General features: G+C 44.5%; 15 protein-coding genes. 7 read left to right on the forward strand and 8 right to left on the reverse strand.

From position 1 onward, the window contains the following. Window positions 1–4: 4 nt before the first annotated feature. Window positions 5–3,406, reverse strand: coding sequence for a hybrid sensor histidine kinase/response regulator (locus DI392_RS00390; protein WP_109317933.1), 3,402 nt, complete (start codon window positions 3,404–3,406; stop codon window positions 5–7). Window positions 3,407–3,668: 262 nt separating this feature from the next. Here DI392_RS00390 and asnS point away from each other — a divergent pair, with 262 nt between their 5' ends. From asnS to DI392_RS00410, 4 genes are all read left to right on the forward strand, one after another. Beyond that, entirely contained in the window at window positions 3,669–5,069 is a 1,401-nt protein-coding gene (gene asnS, locus DI392_RS00395) for an asparagine--tRNA ligase (protein WP_109317934.1), read from the forward strand. Window positions 5,070–5,345: 276 nt separating this feature from the next. Beyond that, window positions 5,346–6,536 carry an amino acid aminotransferase gene (locus tag DI392_RS00400; protein ID WP_109317935.1) on the forward strand — a complete coding sequence of 397 codons (1,191 nt, stop codon included), beginning with the start codon at window positions 5,346–5,348 and terminating at the stop codon, window positions 6,534–6,536. A 125-nt stretch (window positions 6,537–6,661) separates the two neighbouring features. Then, a complete protein-coding gene (locus DI392_RS00405) occupies window positions 6,662–8,545 on the forward strand; it encodes a DUF294 nucleotidyltransferase-like domain-containing protein (protein ID WP_109317936.1) in 1,884 nt (627 codons plus the stop codon). 5 nt (window positions 8,546–8,550) lie between these two features. Further along, the gene (locus DI392_RS00410; RefSeq protein WP_109317937.1) at window positions 8,551–9,273 is read left to right on the forward strand and encodes a 3'-5' exonuclease; all 723 of its coding nucleotides are present in this window, start codon (window positions 8,551–8,553) and stop codon (window positions 9,271–9,273) included. Between the two features lie 82 nt (window positions 9,274–9,355). Here DI392_RS00410 and DI392_RS00415 read toward each other — a convergent pair whose 3' ends face one another. The 6 genes from DI392_RS00415 to gyrA all read right to left on the reverse strand — a co-directional run bounded on the left by DI392_RS00415 (window position 9,356) and on the right by gyrA (window position 16,982). After that, on the reverse strand, window positions 9,356–9,736 hold the full coding sequence (locus DI392_RS00415; RefSeq protein WP_109317938.1) for a MarR family transcriptional regulator: 381 nt from the start codon (window positions 9,734–9,736) through the stop codon (window positions 9,356–9,358). 285 nt (window positions 9,737–10,021) lie between these two features. Then, window positions 10,022–10,675, reverse strand: coding sequence for an MBL fold metallo-hydrolase (locus DI392_RS00420; protein WP_109317939.1), 654 nt, complete (start codon window positions 10,673–10,675; stop codon window positions 10,022–10,024). Window positions 10,676–10,804: 129 nt separating this feature from the next. Beyond that, a complete protein-coding gene (mepK, locus tag DI392_RS00425; protein ID WP_109317940.1) occupies window positions 10,805–11,353 on the reverse strand; it encodes a peptidoglycan L,D-endopeptidase MepK in 549 nt (182 codons plus the stop codon). A gap of 178 nt (window positions 11,354–11,531) precedes the next feature. Next, complete coding sequence (locus DI392_RS00430) at window positions 11,532–13,148, reverse strand: L,D-transpeptidase family protein (RefSeq protein WP_109317941.1); 1,617 nt, start codon at window positions 13,146–13,148, stop codon at window positions 11,532–11,534. 164 nt (window positions 13,149–13,312) lie between these two features. After that, entirely contained in the window at window positions 13,313–13,918 is a 606-nt protein-coding gene (locus tag DI392_RS00435; protein ID WP_109317942.1) for a GTP cyclohydrolase II, read from the reverse strand. A gap of 421 nt (window positions 13,919–14,339) precedes the next feature. Next, complete coding sequence (gene gyrA, locus DI392_RS00440; protein WP_109317943.1) at window positions 14,340–16,982, reverse strand: DNA topoisomerase (ATP-hydrolyzing) subunit A; 2,643 nt, start codon at window positions 16,980–16,982, stop codon at window positions 14,340–14,342. Between the two features lie 309 nt (window positions 16,983–17,291). Here gyrA and ubiG point away from each other — a divergent pair, with 309 nt between their 5' ends. From ubiG to nrdB, 3 genes are all read left to right on the forward strand, one after another. Beyond that, the gene (ubiG, locus tag DI392_RS00445; RefSeq protein ID WP_109317944.1) at window positions 17,292–17,993 is read left to right on the forward strand and encodes a bifunctional 2-polyprenyl-6-hydroxyphenol methylase/3-demethylubiquinol 3-O-methyltransferase UbiG; all 702 of its coding nucleotides are present in this window, start codon (window positions 17,292–17,294) and stop codon (window positions 17,991–17,993) included. Window positions 17,994–18,434: 441 nt separating this feature from the next. Next, window positions 18,435–20,717: a class 1a ribonucleoside-diphosphate reductase subunit alpha gene (gene nrdA / locus DI392_RS00450; protein ID WP_109318521.1), complete on the forward strand. Its 2,283-nt coding sequence runs from the start codon at window positions 18,435–18,437 to the stop codon at window positions 20,715–20,717. A gap of 123 nt (window positions 20,718–20,840) precedes the next feature. After that, a complete protein-coding gene (gene nrdB / locus DI392_RS00455) occupies window positions 20,841–21,974 on the forward strand; it encodes a class Ia ribonucleoside-diphosphate reductase subunit beta (protein ID WP_109317945.1) in 1,134 nt (377 codons plus the stop codon). Window positions 21,975–22,078: 104 nt separating this feature from the next. On the opposite strand, the gene DI392_RS00460 is transcribed toward nrdB, so the two are convergent. Beyond that, window positions 22,079–22,363, reverse strand: coding sequence for a 30S ribosomal protein S6 modification protein (locus DI392_RS00460; RefSeq protein ID WP_109317946.1), 285 nt, complete (start codon window positions 22,361–22,363; stop codon window positions 22,079–22,081). Window positions 22,364–22,539: the final 176 nt, after the last annotated feature.

Consider the following 22,539-nt stretch of genomic DNA (forward strand, 5'->3'; position numbering starts at 1 on the left):
ATGCCTACTTCCCGTCCTCAAGCATCTGAAGCGCGCTTTCAAAATCATACTGTTCTATCGCGTGAAAAGCCCTTTCACACCGATGTCTTACCTCCGGCGGTAATTCCATACTCAATAACTGAGCCATCAGCTCCTCTGATTCTCCATCAAACTCAGCCAATTTTGTCCGGAGTTCCTGCAATATATCTGTGTATTCCCTATTATGTTCATAGCTTGGTGACACGGTTGGTTTCACTTTAAGTCTAATCTCACTCAACACTCCATTAAACAACACCTCAAGAGCATCTAACTTTTCGTCCAACGCGGTTCTGATTTTATCCGTTATTGGGCTCTCTCTTAATAGAGCTTCGCACTCTTCTGCTTGTTCATAAAGCTCTGTGGCCCCAATCGTTCCGGAAGTACTCTTTAATGTATGTGCCAAGTGTATTGCGGTATCCACACTCTGACCACGCCATGCGTTCTGTATTTCCTGCACAACACCGGCTTCATTATCTGCAAACCGGGACAGTATTTTCAAGTAATCGGCATTATCAATACCCAGTCTTTTCATTGCTAGCTGGCTATTGATCATTTCACCTTTGGTTTCCGTCACCTCTTCTTCAATACTAGCCTCTTCTCTGACATCCGGAGATACCATATCTCCAATCACTCCGGAAGGCATGCCGTCACTACTTTTTGTCAGCCATTTCGTCAACGTGTTCAGCAGCACACTGACATTAATCGGCTTCACAATGTGATCATTCATACCACACTTGTACATTTCATCGATCTCTTCACTCATCGCGTGTGCTGTCATCGCGATAATAGGTACATCACCAAACCGATCATTTTGCCGGATAACTCTGGTCGCCGAGTATCCATCCATCACCGGCATCTGACAGTCCATCAGGACCGCATCGTACGTGGCTTCTGAAAGCATATTCAGTGCTTTCTGACCATTTTCTGCGATCTTCACGTCTGCACCAAAATTTTTGAGCAAATCAGCGGCGACTTCCTGATTAAATTTATTATCTTCGACAAGAAGGATGGCATAGCCTTTTAACTCGTTTCCTTTGCCCCGTCCCGGTTTCTGACCACCATCCTGGGTCACAGAGCTTTGTGCCGGGGTATTGTGATAATGCAGACTCAAGCTAAAGTAAAAGGTACTGCCTTTGCCTAACTCACTTTCTACCCATATATCGCCCCCCATCATCGACACCAGTTCTTTACTGATCGATAACCCCAGGCCTGTCCCGCCATATTCCCGGGTAGTCGATGCATCAGCCTGATTAAACGGATTAAATATATGGGCTTGCTGATTTTGGGTCATGCCATTGCCTGTATCCTTTACGGTAAAAAGAAGCTCAACATGACGGCTATCTTTCGCCAATACAGAAGCGGAGACAATAACCTCTCCCTCATCGGTAAATTTAATCGCGTTACTGCACAAATTCACCAGAACCTGATTCAGCCTCATGGCATCTCCCACAAGCAGCTCTGGAATTTCCGGCGCAGCGTCAAACCTAAGAATTAAGCCCTTTTCTTCGGCACTTACATTAAAAATCGATGCTAAATCATTAAAGACCGTCTGAAACCAGAACTCTGAATGCTCAATATCCAGCTTACCCGCCTCTACTTTGGATAAATCGAGTATATCGTTGATAACATGGAGTAAAAGTTCAGCTGAATGCTGGATTTTTTTCAGATAATTTTCTTGTTTTTTATTGAGTTCAGTCTGAAGTACGAGGTGAGACATACCGATAATGACATTCATTGGTGTTCGGATCTCATGACTCATATTGGCTAAAAACTGACTTTTAGTTTTGTTTGCCTCTTCAGCCTGACGCTTGGCGCTGCGCAGCTTTTGCTCCGCATCTTTACGCAGAGAGATATCCTGAAAAGTCGCGACATAGCCATCAAAGACATTGTCCCGGTAAAGAGGAACAGCATTCACCGACACCGGGAACCGTTGGCGTTGTTTATCACAGAACCATTCGTTGTCAGAGTTAAATGGGAAATCTGACTCCATACGGTCAAAAATAGGGCAGGACGCTTTCGGTTTATCTTCTCCTGACTCATTATGATGATGAATCAAAACATGGATATCAGAACCTACCACTTCTGATTCGGTGTACCCTATCAGTTCGAGGGCTTTGTGATTGATAAAAATACACTTACCGGCTTTGTCGACAGCATATACCCCTTCTCCCATAGAGTTGGCCAGACTTAGCAAGAACCGATGCTGCTCCAGCATGGTCTGCTCAATTGCTTTCTGCTTAGTGGTATCTGTGCGGATAGCGATATACTGGAACGGTTTCCCCCCATCATCACAAAGGGGAACAATAGTGGCAGAGAACCAGTGATAAGAGCCATCCTTTGACCGGTTCTTAATTTCACCACTCCAGACATTACCCGCCGTAATGGTCTTCCATAAATCCCGGAAAAAAGCGGTACTGTGTTCGCCGGATTTAAGAATGCGATGGTTCTGCCCTATTAGTTCTTCTCTTGAGTAACCACTGGCCCGGCAAAACTTATCATTGGCGTAAGTAATATCGCCCGCAGCATCCGTGGCACTAACTATCGCATGTTCATCCAGTGCGAACTTCTGGAATTCCAGATTTTTTGCCAGTTCCTGAAGCTGTTTCTGCGACCGGTTAACCTGACGCAAAATAAAATAACCGATCATAAGAACAGAGAAAATGACAATGAAAAACAGAGTAAACTGCAGTGCCTGGTAGTCAGACCGCTGCGAGTCAATACTTTTTTCCAGCGAATGCAGTTTTTCATGACTGTTGAACAGTAACTTATTTGCACTTTCTGTCGCTTTCCGGAAAAACTGAGGAAGCGTACTGAGATAAGCTTTTATCTCACTGATAATCTGGATATATGGCTCAGAACTGCCGGCTTTTTTATATTTTTCCCGCTGCTTAAGCATGAGTAATAAATCAATCGCCTCACGTTTCATCTGCTGCAGAGTCGGGTACAACTCAATGACCTCCATCACAGCGTCCTGCTTATCTTTCGGACTCGTATATTTTAATATGTGATGCGTCAGCCCTGGTCCCAGCCTGACAAAATCCAGATGATTGTCCAGCTCTATGCTCCCGCCATTATCGAGAGCATTCAGCAGCGACTCCAGATTCTTTACTCCCTCTTGTAACTGCGAATGGAGCTGCTCCTGCCCCGTCAGACTGGATGTCGTGGCCATCTGATAGAATGTCGCTTCTACCCGTTTTAAATCTAAAACAATAAGCTTACCAATCTCCATCCGCGCCTGCTCATTGCTCACTTGCTGGTTCAGTCCCTCATTAAGGTGATTAAAGACAGAAGAAATAGCGAAAATCAGCAAAAAGCCAAGCAAAGAAAGCCCTGTTTGAAGATAGACCCAGAGAGGAGATAGTTCTTTTTTATACGCAGCAAAGTTCACAGGATTCTTCTTTTTACAGGCTCATGTTAAATATGATCAATCAGTATTTACATATAGTCAACAAAAGCACCACATAAGGAGAAGTAAAACGGGTACTCGCCTGAAGAATGCCCAATTTTTCACCATCCCATCCTTGTTTTCTTCAAAATATTGAGGAATTTACGCTTTCATCGCCGAATAAAGGTTGAAGCGATTCCTATCACAGGTAATATGTCAGGCTGAATAAAAAATCTGATTTGCCTTAACGGAGAATATATCAAACATGACTTACGCGCCTGTAACAGACGTACTCAGCGGTAAGCTGGCGGTTGACAGTGAAGTTACTGTCCGTGGTTGGATCCGCTCACGTCGTGATTCCAAAGCGGGAATCTCTTTCCTTGCCATTTATGACGGCTCTTGTTTCGACCCGATTCAGGCCGTGGTCCCAAATGATCTGAATAATTACAATGATGATGTACTGAAACTGACTACAGGGTGCTCTGTAGAAGTAACGGGAACCATTGTTGAGTCTCCGGCAAAAGGCCAGGATTTTGAGCTGGCTGCAACGGCTGTGAAGGTTGTTGGCTGGGTTGAAGATGCGGACACTTATCCGATGGCGAAAACCCGCCACTCGATTGAATATCTGCGTGAAGTCGCTCACCTGCGTCCTCGCACAAATGTGATTGGTGCCGTTGCCCGTGTACGTAACTGCCTGTCTCAGGCCATCCACCGTTTCTACCATGAACAAGGCTTCTTCTGGATGTCTGCTCCATTGATCACTGCTGCAGACTGTGAAGGTGCTGGCGAAATGTTCCGTGTTTCTACACTGGATATGACTAACCTGCCTCGTACAGAACAAGGTGATGTGGATTTCAACGAAGACTTCTTTGGTAAAGAGACGTTTCTGACCGTATCCGGCCAGCTTAACGCTGAGGCTTATGCCTGTTCTCTGAGTAAGGTCTACACCTTTGGTCCGACTTTCCGTGCGGAAAACTCTAACACCAGCCGCCACCTTGCAGAGTTCTGGATGGTTGAGCCGGAAGTAGCGTTTGCTGATCTGGATGATGTTGCCAAACTTTCTGAAGACATGTTGAAATACGTCTTCAAAGCGGTACTGGAAGAACGTCGTGATGACCTTGAGTTCTTTGCTCAACGTATCAACAAAGAAGCCATTTCTCGTCTGGAGGCTTTCGTAGACTCTGACTTTGCACAAGTAGACTACACCGATGCTATTCAGATTCTGCTTGATTCTGGCCGTGAGTTTGAGTTCCCTGTTGAATGGGGTATTGATATGTCTTCCGAGCATGAGCGTTACCTTGCTGAAGAACACTTCAAAGCACCGGTTATCGTGAAAAACTATCCGAAAGACATTAAAGCTTTCTACATGCGCATGAACGACGATGGTAAAACCGTTGCCGCGATGGACGTTCTCGCTCCGGGCATTGGTGAAATCATTGGTGGTTCTCAGCGTGAAGAGCGCTTGGATGTGCTGGATAAGCGTATGATTGAAATGGGTATCGAGCCGGAAGATATGAACTGGTATCGTGACTTACGCCGTTATGGTACGGTTCCGCATTCAGGTTTCGGTCTTGGTTTCGAGCGTCTGGTTTCTTATGTTACCGGTATGGCTAACGTACGCGACGTGATCCCATTCCCTCGTACACCTCGTAGCGCTAACTTTTAATACGTTACCTACAACTTATTTGTTATACAAGCCGCCCTTAAAAGGCGGCTTGATACCATCAATTACCCTCTCAAAAACTTTTGCCACTTTCTTATAATTTTCCACTCAACAAATAGCCACTTAAGACAAAAATAGCCCGGTAAAACCATAACCAGGCAGAAAAACTGACTGTCATCTATTTTTTTTCTGTTTATCTCTTTTTGCTGTTGTAACGGTACAGTCATAAAGGTATAACTATGGTCGCCTATCAATCCCTTATCAACATGGACGGAGATTATGTTTGAAAAAGTCGCTGCAGCACCCGCTGACCCTATTCTTGGCCTTACTGAAGAGTTTAAAAAAGACCCTCGTGCTGAGAAGATTAATTTAGGTGTAGGTATTTATAAGAATGAAAAAGGTGAAACCCCTATTCTTGCTACTGTGAAGAAAGCAGAAGCAGCACTTCTTGAAGACGAAAAGACAAAATCTTACCTGACTATTGAAGGGACAGCAGAATACAGTTTAGCGGTACAAAAACTGCTGTTTGGCGAAGATTCTCAGGTTGTCGCAGAAAAACGCGCTAAAACAGCACAAGCTCCGGGTGGTACCGGTGCTCTTCGCATTGCAGGTGAATTTATCAAACGTCACCTTGGCGCGCCTCGAGTCTGGATCAGTAACCCAACCTGGGCAAACCACAACGGTGTTTTCACTGGTGCAGGCCTGGAAACGGTTCAGTACAGCTACTACAACGCAGAAACAAAAGAAAAAGATTTTGCCGCCATGCTGGCTGATCTTAACCAGGCTAGTGCCGGCGATGTGGTATTGTTGCACGGTTGTTGCCACAACCCAACCGGTATTGACCCAACAGCAGAAGAGTGGGAAACACTGGCTAAACTGTGTGCAGACAAGCAACTTCTGCCTATGTTCGACTTTGCTTACCAAGGCTTTGCTAACGGGGTTGACGAAGATGCGGAAGGTCTGCGTACTTTCGCTAAATTTAACCAGGAAATTCTTGTCGCGAGCTCTTTCTCCAAAAACTTTGGTCTGTACAACGAACGTGTAGGTGCCTTCACTCTTGTTGCTGAAAATGAAGACATTGCGACACAAGCATTTTCTCAAGCGAAGGCTATTATCCGTTCTATCTACTCTAATCCACCGGCACACGGTGCAGCTGTAGTCACCTACATCCTGAATAATCAGGGACTACGCGCTGAATGGGAACAAGAAGTAGCAGAAATGCGTGACCGCATTCAGGAAATGCGTGAACTATTTGTGGCGACGCTAAAAGAGCTAGGAGTACCAAATGACTTCAGCTTTATCTCTCGTCAAAACGGTATGTTCTCTTTCTCAGGCCTGAGCAAAGAACAGGTTGCGCGTCTTAAAGATGAATTCGGTATTTACATTGTGGGCTCTGGCCGTATCAGTGTGGCAGGCATGACTAAAGCTAATATGCAGCCGCTATGTAAGGGCATTGCTGCGGTATTATAAAAGTACCATCCTATACACAACAAAAATAAGTGTTTATTTTAAGGCCAGCTTTTGCTGGCCTTTTTTATCACACAGATTAAATTTAGTATAAGATATACGGTATCAAACCAAAAACGGGAACCTTCATGGAAGCAGAACTTCTGGAAATTACAAACTTCATTAAACAATATCCTCCGTTTAATGAATTCCCCGAAGAAACCATCGAATATATTAGTAAAAATATTGAAATATCCTATTACCGGGAAGACACCCCTATTATCCATTTTGGCGATCACCTGCATGATCTCTATATGGTCCGAAGCGGGGTTGTGGAAATATACCGCCGAAGTGGCGAGCTCTATAACCGTCTGGATGAAGGCGATGTGTTCGGGCAGATGGGATTATTAACCAATAACAAAGCCCGTTTCCCTGCTAAAGCCATTCAGGACTCACTTATCTATTGTATTCCGGAAAATATATTTCAGGAACTTTTTGAGAACTTCGACACTTTTGCCGATTTTGTTGAAGTCGAAAATAACGTCAGGCTAAGACAAGCGGTATCGACCACCAAAGATGGCAATGACCTGAGTACATCGAAGATTCGCACTCTTCTTTCCGGGGAACCAATCAGAGTCTCACGGCATGAAACTATTCAGTTTGCTGCACAAAAAATGGCTGAAGAGTCCGTATCTGCAATCCTCATCATTGATCCGGATATAGAAGAGGAAGAGGACACCAGCCAGTTCGTCGGTATTATTACCGATCGCGATCTTTGTACCCGGGTTCTGGCTGAAGGCATTTCACCCATGGAAACCGTAGATACCGTCATGACGACAGAGCTGGTATCGCTCGATCATAACGCCTACGTCCATGAAGCCATGATGACAATGCTGCGCTATAAAGTGCACCATTTGCCTATTCTCAAGAATAAAAAGCCAATTGGCATTCTGGAATCAGCTGATATCGTTCAGTATGAATCGCAAAGTTCCCTTCTTTTGGTTAATAGTATTTTTAACCAAAACACCATAGAAGAGTTACAACATCTTTCTGAACAGGTGAAAGACAGTTTTGTACGACTCGTAAATGAAGATGCCAATGCTCATATGGTTGGTACCGCCATGTCGATGATAGGCCGTAGTTTTAAGCAACGAATTATTGAACTGGCAGAAGAAGAACTAGGCGCACCACCTATTCCTTATTGCTTTCTTGCTCTTGGCTCCATGGCAAGAGATGAACAGCTGTTAATCACGGATCAGGATAATGCGATTATCCTTGATAACAGCTATGATCCTGAAAAACATGGCGAGTATTTTGAAAAATTTGCCCAGTTAGTTTGTGATGGCCTGGACAAATGCGGATATCCATACTGTACCGGAGAAATCATGGCCACCAACCCAATATGGCGCATGACGCAAACAGAATGGGAGGAGTGTTTTGCAGACTGGATTGATGATCCAAATCCGAAGGCCCTGCTCAACAGCTCTATTTTCTTTGACCTTGATGGTGTATATGGCCGCCTGAAATGGGCAGAACAACTAAACGGCTTCATTGTACGGCGCGCCCGCAAGAATAATCGTTTTTTAGCCTGTCTGGCGAGAAATGCCCTGAACCGGACTCCGCCCCTAGGCTTCTTTAAAGATTTCGTGATGGAGAAGGATGGGCAGCATAAAAACTCCATCAATCTGAAACGCAGGGGAACGGCTCCTCTGGCGGATCTTATTCGTGTTCACGCTCTTGCGGTAGGCTCTCGTTCCAGAAATACGTTTGAACGTTTGGATGACATTATGGAGGCGGGCATTCTGCCAAAAGGCAGAGCTGCCGACCTTCGGGATGCACTTGAATTTATTTCTATCGTCCGTATCCGTCATCAGGCTGCCGATGTTGAGCATGGCGTAGAGCCGGATAACAGTATCGAACCCGAAAATATGTCGGACTTCGAGCGCAGAAACCTGAAAGATGCATTCCAGATATTAAGTAATGCCCAAAACTTTCTGAAGTTCCGTTATCAGGCAAGTAACAAGTTCAAGTGATCATCATGAACCTTAAATCTATTTTTAAAACGGGTACGGTTAACTGGCCCGAATACTATAAAAACCAACAAAGTAAGGCTAAAGATGAACGTCTGATACAGTTTTATCAACAAGGCCTTGTTGATCCGAAGACGCCACTCAGCCAGGTCCCTTTTGTTGCGGTAGATTTTGAAACAACCGGCCTGGATCCGAAAAAAGACGGTATCATCAGTATTGGCCTTGTACCATTTACTCTAAACAGAATACAACTGAACCGGGCAACACACTGGATAGTCAATCCAGATAAACCTTTGGATGAAGAGTCTGTCGTCATTCATGGTATTACTCATAGTGATATTATCGATGCACCGGATCTGACTAACATATTGGAAGGCCTGCTGGAGGCACTTGCCGGAACCGTGGTTGTGGTTCATTATCGAAAGATTGAACGAGAATTTTTGGATCTGGCACTGAAAAGCCGCATCGGGGAAGGTATCTTATTCCCGGTTATTGACACTTTGGAACTTGAAGCAAACGTGCAGAGAAAACAATCCAGTGGATTAATAAATATTCTAAAAGGGAAAAAGCCAGAGTCGGTACGCCTGGGCAGCAGTCGCAGCCGTTACGGGCTTCCAGCCTACTCCCCTCACCATGCACTGACCGATGCCATTGCAACAGCTGAATTACTCCAAGCACAAATAGCCCATCACTATGCTGCCGATACCCCTATACAGCAATTGTGGAAGTAACCATTTTGGACATTATTTCCGAGCATAAAAAAACCTCCCATACCGGGAGGTTTTTCCTAAAGGCTTTAACTCAACACTCCAATTAAAGCGCCTTATAGATGACCTTATTACCTGACAACTGTTCTTTAACGACCAGATTTTCTTCAAGTAATTTTTTCAGTGCACCTGTTGCCCAGGATGCGGCTTTTGCATCATCCTGACCAGCTTCCAGGCCAATACCCTTAGGGTTAATACCATCCGGCTTACTAACAACAATATCTAAAACCTGTTGTTGTTTTGGAGTCAGTGCAACAACGTTTGCTTTTACTGCAGTTTCCTTTACAGGTGCAGTCTCAACTGTTTTTACTGTGTCAGCCGTTTTTACTGGTTTTGCTTTCACAGGAGCTACAGGTTTCTGACCTACAACTGCCTTAATACGTTTTTGCAGTTTCATTTGCACTTTACGTTTATGAGCAAGTCTCATTAATGTTTCTCCGGTTCACTACGGGCCTTTTTAGCTTTCAAAGTTAATAGGCCCGGAACAGAACTATCGCTACCGAACGAACCACAGAAATATCGTCTTCCTGCTCTAACTTAAATTTGAAAGATAAAGAGCCCCTACATACAGTGGGAAAATTTAAAGCGCGTTTTATACCAAAATTTACGCCAAATTTACAGAGTAAAGCGCTGATTATGATTAAATTTTAGACTAAATTCAATTTAAGCAGGTTTAGTGCTCAAAATCCAACCAGCATAAAAAGTTTCTCACTTAGTAAAGTGGCATTTCATCTGCAACAAATGGATTAGTGGCTCTTTCCCTGCCAAAGGTCGATTCAGGGCCATGACCCGGAACAAAGGTAACATCATTCCCTAAAGGCCATAGTTTATTCTTAATCGAACTGATTAAGGTATTAAAATCGCCTCGGGGAAAATCAGTGCGTCCGATACCACCACTGAACAGCACATCTCCAACGAAAGCTAGCTTTGCTTCCTCGCTGTAAAGAACAATATGTCCCGGAGTATGTCCTGGTGTATGCAGTACTTTCAGGCTCTGATGACCAAAACTTACTTCATCACCTTCATCCAGCCAACGGTTTGGCTCAAACGCTTCCGTTAGTGGAAAGCCAAACATCTGACTTTGTCCTTCCAGCCCCTGAAGCCAAAAATTATCATCTTTATGAGGACCAACAATGTCAGTACCTAACTCTTCTGCCAGAGGGACAGTACCACCAACATGATCAAGGTGCCCGTGTGTCAGCACCAGACTGATCACTTCAACACCTAATTCTCTCACCAGATGTGCCAACTGTTTCTCATCACCACCGGGATCAATCACCACACCTTTCATCGTTTCATCGCACCAAACGATGGAACAGTTTTGAGAAAAAGAAGTAACGGGAACAGTCTGATATTTTAAGCTCATATAACACTCTTATAACCAAAATAATTAGCTGTACGGAACTATCGCATCCCGAATCTATGATTACAAGTCAGAAACGAACGAATCCTGACAAGCGAGTGTTATTCAAAGCCAAAGGTAGCGAAATGACCGCTACCAACGACGAACAGGGCCGGTATCAATATGAACAAAGTTACTTTCAGGGTAATAGCCGACACCACCCGCCTTAAGTGAGAGTGCGGCTTTTCTTACCTGGCTTAATTTTACCCCAGGCAAACGAAAGTCGATCGCTTTACCCTGCATATGAAAGCTCTTCTTGGCGACACCACCCGACTTTGATCTCAGCATTTCATTGGTTGCAGGGGAACGGTAGCCAGAAATAATCTGGACTTCGTTTTCGACCCCTAATATACCCTGAATTGCCTGTAACTGTATCAGCAACTGCCTGTCGATAGGGTGAACTTCATTTCTGCGAAAATCACGGCACAAATGGTTAATCTTGTCTAACTCAGACTCAACATACTGCTTTCCGTCAAAGTAGCAGCTTGTCAGGGTTTCACCTGTGTGCAGGTTATTCATCCGGATAATTTTTTCTCTTTCCGGTGACGCTGCTAGCGCAATTTGAGGAACAAAAGCAGAGCAAAGTACTCCACATGTGGTATGAGTGAGAAAACGACGACGACTTAAATCAACAACAGACATACAACAAATCACCTTAAATACAACCAAAGTGGCAGATAAACATTACTGCCTAAAGACTAAGCAAATAGTACGCCACACAAACTAATGGATGACAAACGCAATCTACCGGATGATTTTTAACCAGTCAAATGCAAAAAGCGGCAAAAATGCCGCTTTCTGGTACGAAAGTTTAAGTTACTTACTGTTTTGAAAGTAGTTTGTCTAATATTGATAGTTTGGCTATTTTTTGGTCAAAAGTCTCACTTTTATTCAGTCGGTCATAGTGGTAAATATCATTTCTGTATTGTACTAATCCGGACTCCATCCAGGCGGTCTGATAAATAATATGAACAGGAATCGTCTTGTTAAGACTGATAACATAGTTGGACTTCTCTACTTTATCTTTTTCAGCTACTTTTTTTCTCATCCGCTCACTTGTTCGTGAGTCAAACAGTAGCGTCGCCAATTTATCGGCGTTCTGTACCCGGATACAACCAGAGCTAAAGGCTCTGGTTTCTCTGTCAAACAGATATTTGCTTGGTGTGTCATGCAGGTATATGGCATTACGGTTAGGTGTGTTGAATTTATACAAGCCCAGCGCATTTCCCGGCCCGGAATGTTGCCTGAAGCGATAAGGAAAACGCTCCGGTACTATCGCTTGCCAATTAAGCTCATCAGGATCCACTGTCTGTTCTGAAACCCAGTCGGCCAAAATTTCATACTGGTGTTTTTCGATATACGTTTCATCCCTCTTAATGGCAGGAATAATATCCTTAACCATGATTTTTCTCGGTACATTCCAGGTAGGATTAAGAATAACTGCATTCATATTGGTATTAATTAATGGGGTTTTTCTGGATCGCCGCCCAACAATCACTTTAGTATCAAACGATGTCTCGCCATTGTTCCAGTAGCGAAGGCGAAAATCCGGAACATTAACGATCATGGTATCCTCCTGCTCCAGATTCCAGAGCCTTAGCCTCTCAGAATTAAGTGCCAAAATTCTGGCTCTTTCTTCGATCGATATGTTCAGCCATTTCATTGTTTTTCTGCCGATAATACCGTCAGGCTTTAACCCGTGAAGCTTCTGAAACTGAATAACGGCATGCTCCGTTTCCGTATCAAACGTTTCTGTTTCCGGGTTAATTTTAGAAGTATCCACTCCAACAATAGCTAACCGTTCAACTAATGCAGTTTTGTCATTGAGTCTGTCCCCGAGGCGTTTAAGCGCATCATCCTGCACATATCGTTTATATTCAAACTGGCTGCTAAGCAGTTTTTCCAGCATAGCATTCAGTACTTGCTGCTCTTTGCTGACGGCAAGATATTGACGGATATAGTGTGTCAGTCGGGCCTCTTTTATCGCTCTTATCAGCAGGAGTCTGGATTCATCTGAAGGCTCGGGAAGAAAGGTAGGAACCCTCCCACCAAAGTACCACGCCTTACCATTGTCCGGGGATAACTCAGTATAACTGACATAAGAAAGCAGGGTATCCGTTGCGATAATATCGTACTCCATCGCCCGGTGTGCTGCCCTCGCCTCTTTCAGCCTAACCAGACGTTTGTAGAAGAGGTCACTGAGATCGGCGATCGCAAGGACTTCTAACAACTGCTCGAAGCCGTGTATTGTTTCGTCATTGTACCAGATCAGCTGATTGCCACTGGTCGCGTATAGTTGAGCGACCAGCTCTTTATGACGCAGAACAACGCTTTCAGGAATCTGATTATCTACCCAACGTAATGCTTCAAATCGATTCAGTGCGAAACCGGGAAAAGCAACAGAAAGAGAAAGAATAAAAATGAATACCCTGGCCATATTGCATGCCTCTTACAACATATCAGTACATGTTTAAGTATGGCAGAGAAAATCGGGAGGAAAGAAGAATATTAGGTACGGTCTCGGCTTTGCTACGCCTTAGTGTTTCAGACAGGTATAGGCCCCTGATTATGTTCAGGAGCCAGATATTGCATCACAAAAAATTATTTCAGATCCAACCGATGTTTACCGTGCTGAACTTTTGCTTCCAGGTAAGCCTTATTGCCATCTTTGATATGAGCAAGGGTATGGATAACTTCCTCAATCTCAATACCAAGATCTTTTAACTCATTCACCTTTTTAGGGTTGTTAGTAATAAGCTTTATTTTATTCACACCAAGAGCTTTCAGCATTTCGGCTGCTTCAGTAAAGTCACGTAAGTCATCACCAAACCCAAGATGATTGTTGGCTTCATAGGTATTCATGCCTGCGCTTTGCAGCTCATATGCATCTATTTTGTTATACAGGCCAATGCCACGACCTTCCTGGCGCAAATACAGAATTATACCGCCCTGCTCCCCCATTTTTTCAATGGTTTCATTGAGCTGCTCTCCGCAATCGCAGCGAGATGAATGAAACACGTCACCTGTCAGGCATTCTGAATGCATTCTGACTAGTGGCGTGTTTTCCTTTGCTAATTCATCGGCAGCTCTAAAAATAACCGCAACATGTTCTTTGTCGCTGCTCAGTCCTTTAAAGGAGAGAATCTCTGCATCAATGTTACTTTTTGCACCTACTTTCAAGGCAACTCTGGCACGGACTTCAGCCATATCTTTACTCACTATCTTAGTTATAATTTCCGTGAAGCGTGGTCATACTCTTGGTTGGCGGCTATGCTTCCGGATTTAGACTGGTATTACTTAATACTCTTTGCTCGTTGCTCGTTGCTCCGGGTAACGAGCTTCAGAATGACTTTATTATATATGGGTCTGCTTCAAAAAAAATCAATCCATTACACGATAAAGACCACTCTTTATTGTTACAACATAACATTTATATCTATTCAGCTCCAACAGATTTATGCAAACAACCGTTATTTGCATTCTGTCAGCATCTCTGGCTGATTTGTCACCTGTACCGGAATGGATATTATGCCAGATGTAATTCACATAGTAGAAACATTCCTCCAAATAAAAACGGGACCCATATAAGGTCCCGTCTTAACTTACGCTTTATAATCAGTCAGCAAATTTACTCTTCGCCTTCCTCTGGTAAGTCAGATTCTGGCTTTTGCTCGCTGTCAGTGCTTGTACCGGTATCCGTCTCTGCCGCTTCATCACCTTCTGACTCGACTTCAGTTTCCACTTCATCGACTTCATCAATGCGCTGTAGGGCAACGACATTTTCATCTTCAGCCGTCCGGATTAAGGTAACACCCTGAGTATTTCGGCCTACCTGGCTAACTTCAGCAACACGGGTACGAACTAGTGTTCCGGCATCGGTGATCATCATAAACTCATCACCTTCTTCTGCCTGAACAGCCCCCACAACACTACCGTTACGCTCTGTTACTTTGATAGAAACCACACCCTGAGTAGCGCGGCTCTTAGCCGGATACTCATCCAGATTTGTGCGTTTACCAAAGCCGTTTTGAGTCACAGTCAGAATGTCACCTTCGTTTGACGGAACGATCAGAGAAACAACGCTGTCGTTTTCCATCAGCTTCATTCCGCGAACACCCGATGCCGTGCGTCCCATTGGGCGAACCTGATCTTCTTTAAAGCGAACCACTTTACCTGCTTCGGAGAACAGCATAATGTCGCTGTTGCCGTCGGTAATATTCACACCGATCAGAGAATCCTCGTCACGCAGGTTCACCGCGATCAGACCATTTGAGCGCACATTAGCAAATTGATCCAGTGACGTTTTCTTCACTGTACCATCAGCAGTTGCCATAAAGATAAAGTGGTCTTCTGAATACTCAGAAACCGGCAGAATAGCGGTGATACGCTCGTCTTCTTCCAGCGGAAGAATATTCACGATAGGTCTGCCACGCGCAGTACGTGTTGCCTGAGGCAGTTGATACACTTTCAGGCGATATGCCTTACCACGGGTGGAGAAGCACAGTATATTATCGTGCGTATTGGCAACCAGAAGACGCTCAATGAAGTCTTCATCTTTCATTCGGGTTGCACTCTTACCCTTACCACCACGGCGCTGTGCTTCATAATCATTCAGGAGTTGGTACTTAACGTACCCCTCATGAGACAGTGTTACAACAACATCTTCCTGAGCAATCAGCTCTTCCATGTCGATGTCATGGCTGGCAGCCGTAATTTCAGTACGACGCTCGTCACCAAAACCTGCGCGAACCGCTTCAAGCTCTTCACGGATCACTTCCATCAGGCGCTCAGTGCTGGCAAGGATATGCATCAGTTCTGCAATTTCATCCAACAGCGCTTTGTATTCATCCAGGATTTTCTCGTGCTCAAGACCAGTCAGTTTGTGCAGACGCAGATCCAGAATTGCCTGTGCCTGTTGTTCAGTCAGATAATACTGACCGTCACGGATACCATACTGTTCTTCCAGCCATTCAGGACGTGCTGCATCAGTACCGGCTCGCTCCAGCATCGCTGCAACATTACCTAAATCCCAACCACGAGCGATTAATCCCGCTTTAGCTTCAGCAGGGGTCGGAGCCTGACGAATAAGCTCGATGATTTCATCGATGTTTGCCAGAGCAAGAGCCAGACCTTCAAGAATATGGGCACGCTCTCTTGCCTTACGCAATTCAAAGATAGTACGACGGGTCACAACCTCACGACGGTGATCCACGAAGCACTTGATCATTTCTTTCAGGTTAAACAACTTAGGCTGGCCGTTATCCAGTGCCACCATGTTGATACCGAAAGTGGTTTGTAGCTGAGTCTGAGAATACAGGTTATTCAGAACAACCTCACCCACAGCGTCACGCTTACATTCAATCACGATACGCATACCGTCTTTATCAGACTCGTCACGCAGTGCACTGATACCTTCCACTTTCTTATCTTTAACCAGCTCTGCGATTTTTTCGATTAGGCGAGCTTTGTTTACCTGATATGGTATTTCAGTAACAACAATGGTCTCTCTGCCATTCTTGTCTGCTTCTATATCCGCCTTTGAACGCATATAGATTTTTCCGCGGCCAGTCTTATAAGCATCAACGATACCTTTACGACCACTGATTAGCGCCGCAGTCGGGAAGTCTGGTCCCTGAATATGAGTCATCAGCTCATCAATGGTGATTTCGTCATTCTCGATATAAGCGAGACAGCCATCGACAACTTCAGTCAGGTTATGCGGTGGTATGTTGGTTGCCATACCTACGGCGATACCCGAAGAACCGTTAACCAGCAAATTAGGAATCTTAGTTGGAAGAACCGCCGGGATCTGCTCTGTACCATCATAATTAGGTACATAATCGACAGTTTCTTTTTCCAGATCAGCAAGCAATTCGTGAGCAATTTTAGCCATACGAACTTCGGTATAACGCATCGCCGCAGCGGAGTCGCCGTCGATGGAACCAAAGTTACCCTGACCATCACAAAGCATATAGCGCAGTGAGAACGGCTGAGCCATACGTACGATAGTATCGTACACCGCACTATCACCATGAGGGTGATATTTACCGATTACGTCGCCCACAACACGGGCTGATTTTTTATATGGTTTATTCCAATCGTTGCCCAGCACATTCATCGCAAACAACACGCGGCGGTGTACTGGTTTTAGGCCATCACGCACATCCGGAAGAGCACGACCAACGATAACTGACATCGCATAGTCAAGGTAAGAACCTTTTAGCTCATCCTCAATGTTTACGGGCGTGATCTCTCTAGCTAAATCGCTCATAGAGCCATTATCCCTCTACTTTTCTGATCGTATATTCGATACATACAAGACCGAAAAATATAACATAAAACTCCACTTCCCCGCAGCACTTTCAAGCAGCTTTTGTTGGCTTGTGAGCTATTTTTCGAATAAATACCATAGAATTAACATAATTACGGATTAGGTGGTTGAATGTTGGTTGTTTTTTACTCGAAAAAGGACGAAGGTCGCCTCGCTACGAGGATGAAGAAGTTAAGCCCTTTCTTCCAGGCTCTTTTCCCGGCTATAATCTTCCGTCTATATCCGAGACAGAGATAAACCGGAACAATTATGCAAAACGTCGATCCTCAGGAAATCAAAAAATTTGAAGCCATGGCTCACCGATGGTGGGATCCGGAGGGAGAATTTAAGCCTCTTCATCAAATCAACCCACTGCGACTCGGCTATGTCCTTGAAAAGGCCGACGGCCTGTTTGGTAAAAAGGTACTGGATGTCGGCTGTGGCGGTGGTATTTTGGCAGAAAGCATGGCTGTTGAAGGCGCTGACGTTACCGGGTTGGATATGGGTGCAGAACCGCTGGAAATTGCTCGCTTACACGCATTAGAAACAGGAACAAACGTCAGTTATATACAAAGCACTGTGGAAGCCCACGCTGATGACTGTCCCGGCCAGTATGATGTTATCACCTGCATGGAAATGCTGGAACACGTTCCGGATCCTCTATCAGTGATCCAATCGTGCGCTAAACTGGTCAAGCCTGACGGTCATGTTTTCTTCTCAACCCTGAATCGTAACCTGCAGTCTTACCTTTTTGCCATTGTCGGGGCCGAACACCTTCTGAAAATCGTTCCGAAAGGCACTCATGAGCATGCAAAATTTTTGAAGCCATCTGAACTCATTAAGATGATAGATCAAACCTCGCTGCAAGAGAAAGGCATTACCGGCCTTCATTACAATCCTCTGACGGACCGCTACCGGTTGGGACACCGTGTGGATGTTAACTATATAGTTCATAGCCAGAATGGCGCATAACAGATTTGGGCTGATTATCTTCTAACCACCTGTTTCTGCATGAAGTTTAACCACATATACTTAAGGATTACTGCACCTTAGTGATCCTTATTCAACAAACTGATTTTGGTGAAAAGATCAAGAAAAATATTTTTCATTGACTTGACTCAAAAGAATGCCAAAGGCGGTAATTTTCAATGCCAACTGCCGCCAAAGATCCTCAGTTAGCAAACACTAACGATCAAAATTTCTCACCATAGATTACAACATTTTCGTCATATTCTGACTCTTGAAAATCCCCTAAAATCCCTCTATCTTGTAACCCGCTCAACACACAAACACTATATGTTGTATACATAAAAACCAACAGCACAAGTGTGAACAGAAAATATGATGCTGCGTTTTAGCCTAAATGGCGTGAAAACGGGGCATACGTCAGCTTCATCAGGGAAAATAACGAAAATGAACCAGCAACTAAGCGTAACCAAGCGTGACGGGCGCAGAGAGAATATCAACCTTGACAAAATTCACCGAGTTATTACGTGGGCAGCAGAAGGCCTGGATAATGTCTCCGTTTCTCAGGTTGAAATAAAGTCTCATATTCAGTTTTATGAAGGCATCACGACAACTGATATTCATGAAACCATTATCAAATCTGCCGCTGATCTGATCTCAGAAGAGACACCAAACTATCAGTATCTGGCTGCTCGTCTTGCTATCTTCCACCTGCGTAAAAAAGCCTATGGACAGTATGAGCCACCAGCATTGTACGACCACGTTTCTAAACTGGTCGATATGGGTAAATACGATAAGCACCTATTGGAAGATTACAGTGTTGCTGAGTTTCAGCAAATGAACGATTTTATTGTTCATGATCGGGATCTGAATTTCTCTTATGCCGCAGTCAAGCAGCTGGAAGGTAAATACTTCGTTCAGAACCGTGTAACCAAAGAAATCTACGAAAGTGCACAGTTCCTGTACATTCTGGTAGCGGCATGCCTGTTTGCAAAATACCCGAAAGCAACACGTCTTGACTACATCAAACGTTTCTATGATGCGGTATCTACATTTAAGATTTCTCTGCCAACACCAATCATGTCAGGTGTGCGTACCCCGACCCGTCAATTCAGCTCTTGTGTTCTGATTGAATGTGACGACAGTCTGGATTCAATCAACGCAACAGCCAGCGCAGTGGTACGTTACGTGTCTCAGCGTGCGGGCATCGGTATCAACGCAGGTCGTATCCGCGCTCTGGGCTCTGAAATTCGTGGCGGTGAGGCCTTCCACACAGGCTGTATTCCGTTCTACAAATACTTCCAGACAGCGGTTAAATGCTGTTCTCAGGGTGGCGTTCGTGGTGGTGCAGCCACTGTGTTCTACCCAATGTGGCATGGTGAAGTCCAGTCCCTGATGGTACTGAAGAATAACCGTGGTGTAGAAGAAAACCGTGTCCGTCATATGGACTATGGTGTTCAGATCAACAAAACCATGTATACACGCCTTATCAAAGGGGAAAACATTTCTCTGTTCTCTCCTTCAGATGTACCGGGACTGTATGACGCATTCTTCGCTGATCAGGATGAGTTTGAACGTCTGTATACCAAATATGAAGCGGATCCTTCAATCAAGAAGCAGACCGTAAAAGCTGTTGATCTGTTCTCTCTGCTGATGCAGGAACGTGCTTCAACTGGCCGCATCTATATCCAGAATGTGGACCATTGTAATACACACAGCCCGTTTGACCCAGCTGTTGCGCCAATCCGCCAGTCAAACCTATGTCTGGAAATTGCGCTGCCAACGAAGCCGCTTAACTATGTGGAAGATGATCAGGGTGAAATTGCGCTGTGTACGCTGTCTGCATTTAACCTTGGCGCGATCGACAATCTGGATGAATTAAAAGAACTGTCTGAGCTGGTTGTTCGGGCGCTGGATGCCCTGCTGGACTATCAGGACTACCCTCTGCCTGCTGCGTATGCGTCAACCATGAACCGCCGAACTCTGGGTGTGGGTGTCATTAACTTTGCCTATTATCTGGCAAAACATGGGGTGAGATACTCTGATGGCAGTGCTAACGCCTTAACCCACCAGGCATTTGAAGCGATTCAGTACTATCTGCTGAAAGCGTCTATGGAGCTGGCAAAAGAAAATGGCGCATGTCCGTCGTTTAACGAGACACGCTATGCACAGGGTATTCTGCCTATTGATACTTACAAGAAGGATCTGGATCAGGTATGTAATGAGCCTTTGCGCTATGACTGGGAAACGCTACGTGAAGAGATCAAAACTCACGGCCTGCGTAACTCAACTTTGACAGCCCTGATGCCATCAGAGACATCATCCCAGATCTCAAACGCAACAAATGGTATTGAACCACCACGCGGTTTTGTATCAGTAAAAGCCTCAAAAGATGGGATTCTTAAGCAGGTTGTACCTGAATATGAAAAGCTAAAAGACCAATACGAGCTTCTTTGGAATATTCCATCTAACGATGGTTACCTGCACCTTGTTGGTATTATGCAGAAGTTTGTCGATCAGGCAATTTCCGCCAACACCAATTATGATCCATCCGTTCAATCAGGTGGTAAAGTGCCAATGAAGTTGTTGCTGAAAGATCTGCTGACCGCTTACAAAATGGGCGTGAAAACTCTGTATTACCACAACACCCGTGATGGTGCGAGTGACGGGCAGGACGAAACAGCAACAGCCCAGCAGGATGATTGCGCCGGCGGGGCGTGTAAGATCTAACACAAAAGAGTACAGAATACAGAGCGCTATGCTTTGAAAATACAGAAGAGACTAGAAACTAGTAGCGAAGCGGTCTAGCCTCTTAATTTCTGTAATCTTATATAAAGGTATTAAATAAACACCATGGCTTACAGTACATTCTCACAGACTAAAAACGACCAGTTAAAAGAACCTATGTTCTTCGGCCAGTCGGTTAACGTTGCCCGTTACGACCAGCAGAAATTTGAAATTTTTGAAAAACTGATTGAGAAACAGCTTTCCTTCTTCTGGCGTCCGGAAGAAGTTGACGTGTCCAGTGACCGAATTGATTACGCAAACCTGCCGGATCACGAGAAGCATATTTTTATCAGTAATCTGAAATATCAGACATTGCTGGATTCTATTCAGGGACGCAGCCCTAATGTTGCATTGCTGCCACTGGTCTCACTACCGGAAGTCGAAACCTGGATTGAAACTTGGTCGTTTTCAGAAACTATTCACTCGCGTTCTTATACTCATATTATTCGTAACATTGTGAACGACCCGAACATTGTGTTTGATGATATCGTAGAAAACGAGCATATTCTGGCACGAGCAAAAGACATCGCACATTACTACGATAACCTAATCCAGATGACGAATGACTATCACCGTTTTGGTGAAGGTACTCATGAGTTGAATGGCGAAACGATCACTATCAGCCTGCGAGAGCTAAAGAAAAAGTTGTATCTGTGCCTGATGTCTGTCAACGCACTGGAAGCCATTCGCTTTTATGTCAGCTTTGCCTGCTCATTTGCCTTTGCAGAACGTGAATTAATGGAAGGTAACGCCAAGATCATCAAACTGATTGCCCGTGATGAGGCGCTTCACCTATCCGGTACCCAACAAATGCTTAACCTGCTTCGTACCGGTCAGGATGATCCTGAGTTTGTTGAGATTGCAAAAGAGTGTGAGCAGGAATGCTTCCAACTGTTTAAAGACGCCGCTGAACAAGAAAAAGCCTGGGCTGATTACCTGTTTAAAGATGGTTCTATGATTGGCCTGAACAAAGATATTCTGAGCCAGTATGTTGAGTACATTACCAATGTGCGAATGCGTTCTGTCGGGCTGGAAGCCGCTTATTCAGAATCAACATCCAACCCTATTCCCTGGATCAATGCCTGGTTATCTTCGGATAATGTGCAGGTAGCGCCACAAGAAGCGGAGATCAGTTCATACCTTGTAGGGCAAATTGATAATCAGGTCACCACCAACGACTTCGAGGATTTTGAGCTGTAAACTCGCCTTTGGCTCCCTCATATATAATAAAGCCCTGACTGTCAGGGCTTAAATCTTTTAGTTCCTTTATTTAAAACAATAACCCCGGATCCGGGTAAAAGATATTATAGGAATGCCAGTTGTTCACTGGAGTGGATCGGTTCGTATTTCGGTTGTCTTTCAAGCACAGACTCAGCATCAGATAAAGTGACAGGCTTTTCACCAATACATCGCCCGTCGTCAGCAAACAATGACAAATAGTACCCCTGCTGTTCAGGAGATCCGTTGTCATGCGGCAGACTAACCCAAAGGTTAATCACATCCATCTTATCGGAACTACAGGTTTCGCCTAATAAAATTCGTTCTCCGGCGACCTTGTACCAAACTTCAATTCTAGATTGACTCAGCATTATCGCACCTCCAACTGTCCGTGATGCTCTACCTATAAAAATGATCCCTCATCTATTTTTTTAGTGAGCAAATTCCAGTGTAGAGATTTTTTTCAGATTGCCTAGATCAAAAAAAGGTATTTAAAAACTCAGTTTTAAATACCATTAGAAATCATAGAATTAGCACTTAGATCTTT

The sequence above is a fragment of the Vibrio albus genome (assembly GCF_003144035.1).
Lineage (GTDB): Bacteria > Pseudomonadota > Gammaproteobacteria > Enterobacterales > Vibrionaceae > Vibrio > Vibrio albus.

Excerpts from the sequence above, each read along its gene's own strand:
- mepK (WP_109317940.1), bottom strand. The coding sequence starts at position 11,353 with ATGTCTGTTGTTGATTTAAGTCGTCGTCGTTTTCTCACTCATACCACA.
- DI392_RS00435 (WP_109317942.1), bottom strand. The coding sequence starts at position 13,918 with ATGGCTGAAGTCCGTGCCAGAGTTGCCTTGAAAGTAGGTGCAAAAAGT.
- DI392_RS00460 (WP_109317946.1), bottom strand. The coding sequence starts at position 22,363 with ATGCTGAGTCAATCTAGAATTGAAGTTTGGTACAAGGTCGCCGGAGAA.
- DI392_RS00430 (WP_109317941.1), bottom strand. The coding sequence starts at position 13,148 with ATGGCCAGGGTATTCATTTTTATTCTTTCTCTTTCTGTTGCTTTTCCC.
- DI392_RS00420 (WP_109317939.1), bottom strand. The coding sequence starts at position 10,675 with ATGAGCTTAAAATATCAGACTGTTCCCGTTACTTCTTTTTCTCAAAAC.
- DI392_RS00400 (WP_109317935.1), top strand. The coding sequence starts at position 5,346 with ATGTTTGAAAAAGTCGCTGCAGCACCCGCTGACCCTATTCTTGGCCTT.
- ubiG (WP_109317944.1), top strand. The coding sequence starts at position 17,292 with ATGCAAAACGTCGATCCTCAGGAAATCAAAAAATTTGAAGCCATGGCT.
- DI392_RS00405 (WP_109317936.1), top strand. The coding sequence starts at position 6,662 with ATGGAAGCAGAACTTCTGGAAATTACAAACTTCATTAAACAATATCCT.
- gyrA (WP_109317943.1), bottom strand. The coding sequence starts at position 16,982 with ATGAGCGATTTAGCTAGAGAGATCACGCCCGTAAACATTGAGGATGAG.
- DI392_RS00415 (WP_109317938.1), bottom strand. The coding sequence starts at position 9,736 with ATGAGACTTGCTCATAAACGTAAAGTGCAAATGAAACTGCAAAAACGT.
- nrdA (WP_109318521.1), top strand. The coding sequence starts at position 18,435 with ATGAACCAGCAACTAAGCGTAACCAAGCGTGACGGGCGCAGAGAGAAT.
- nrdB (WP_109317945.1), top strand. The coding sequence starts at position 20,841 with ATGGCTTACAGTACATTCTCACAGACTAAAAACGACCAGTTAAAAGAA.
- asnS (WP_109317934.1), top strand. The coding sequence starts at position 3,669 with ATGACTTACGCGCCTGTAACAGACGTACTCAGCGGTAAGCTGGCGGTT.
- DI392_RS00410 (WP_109317937.1), top strand. The coding sequence starts at position 8,551 with ATGAACCTTAAATCTATTTTTAAAACGGGTACGGTTAACTGGCCCGAA.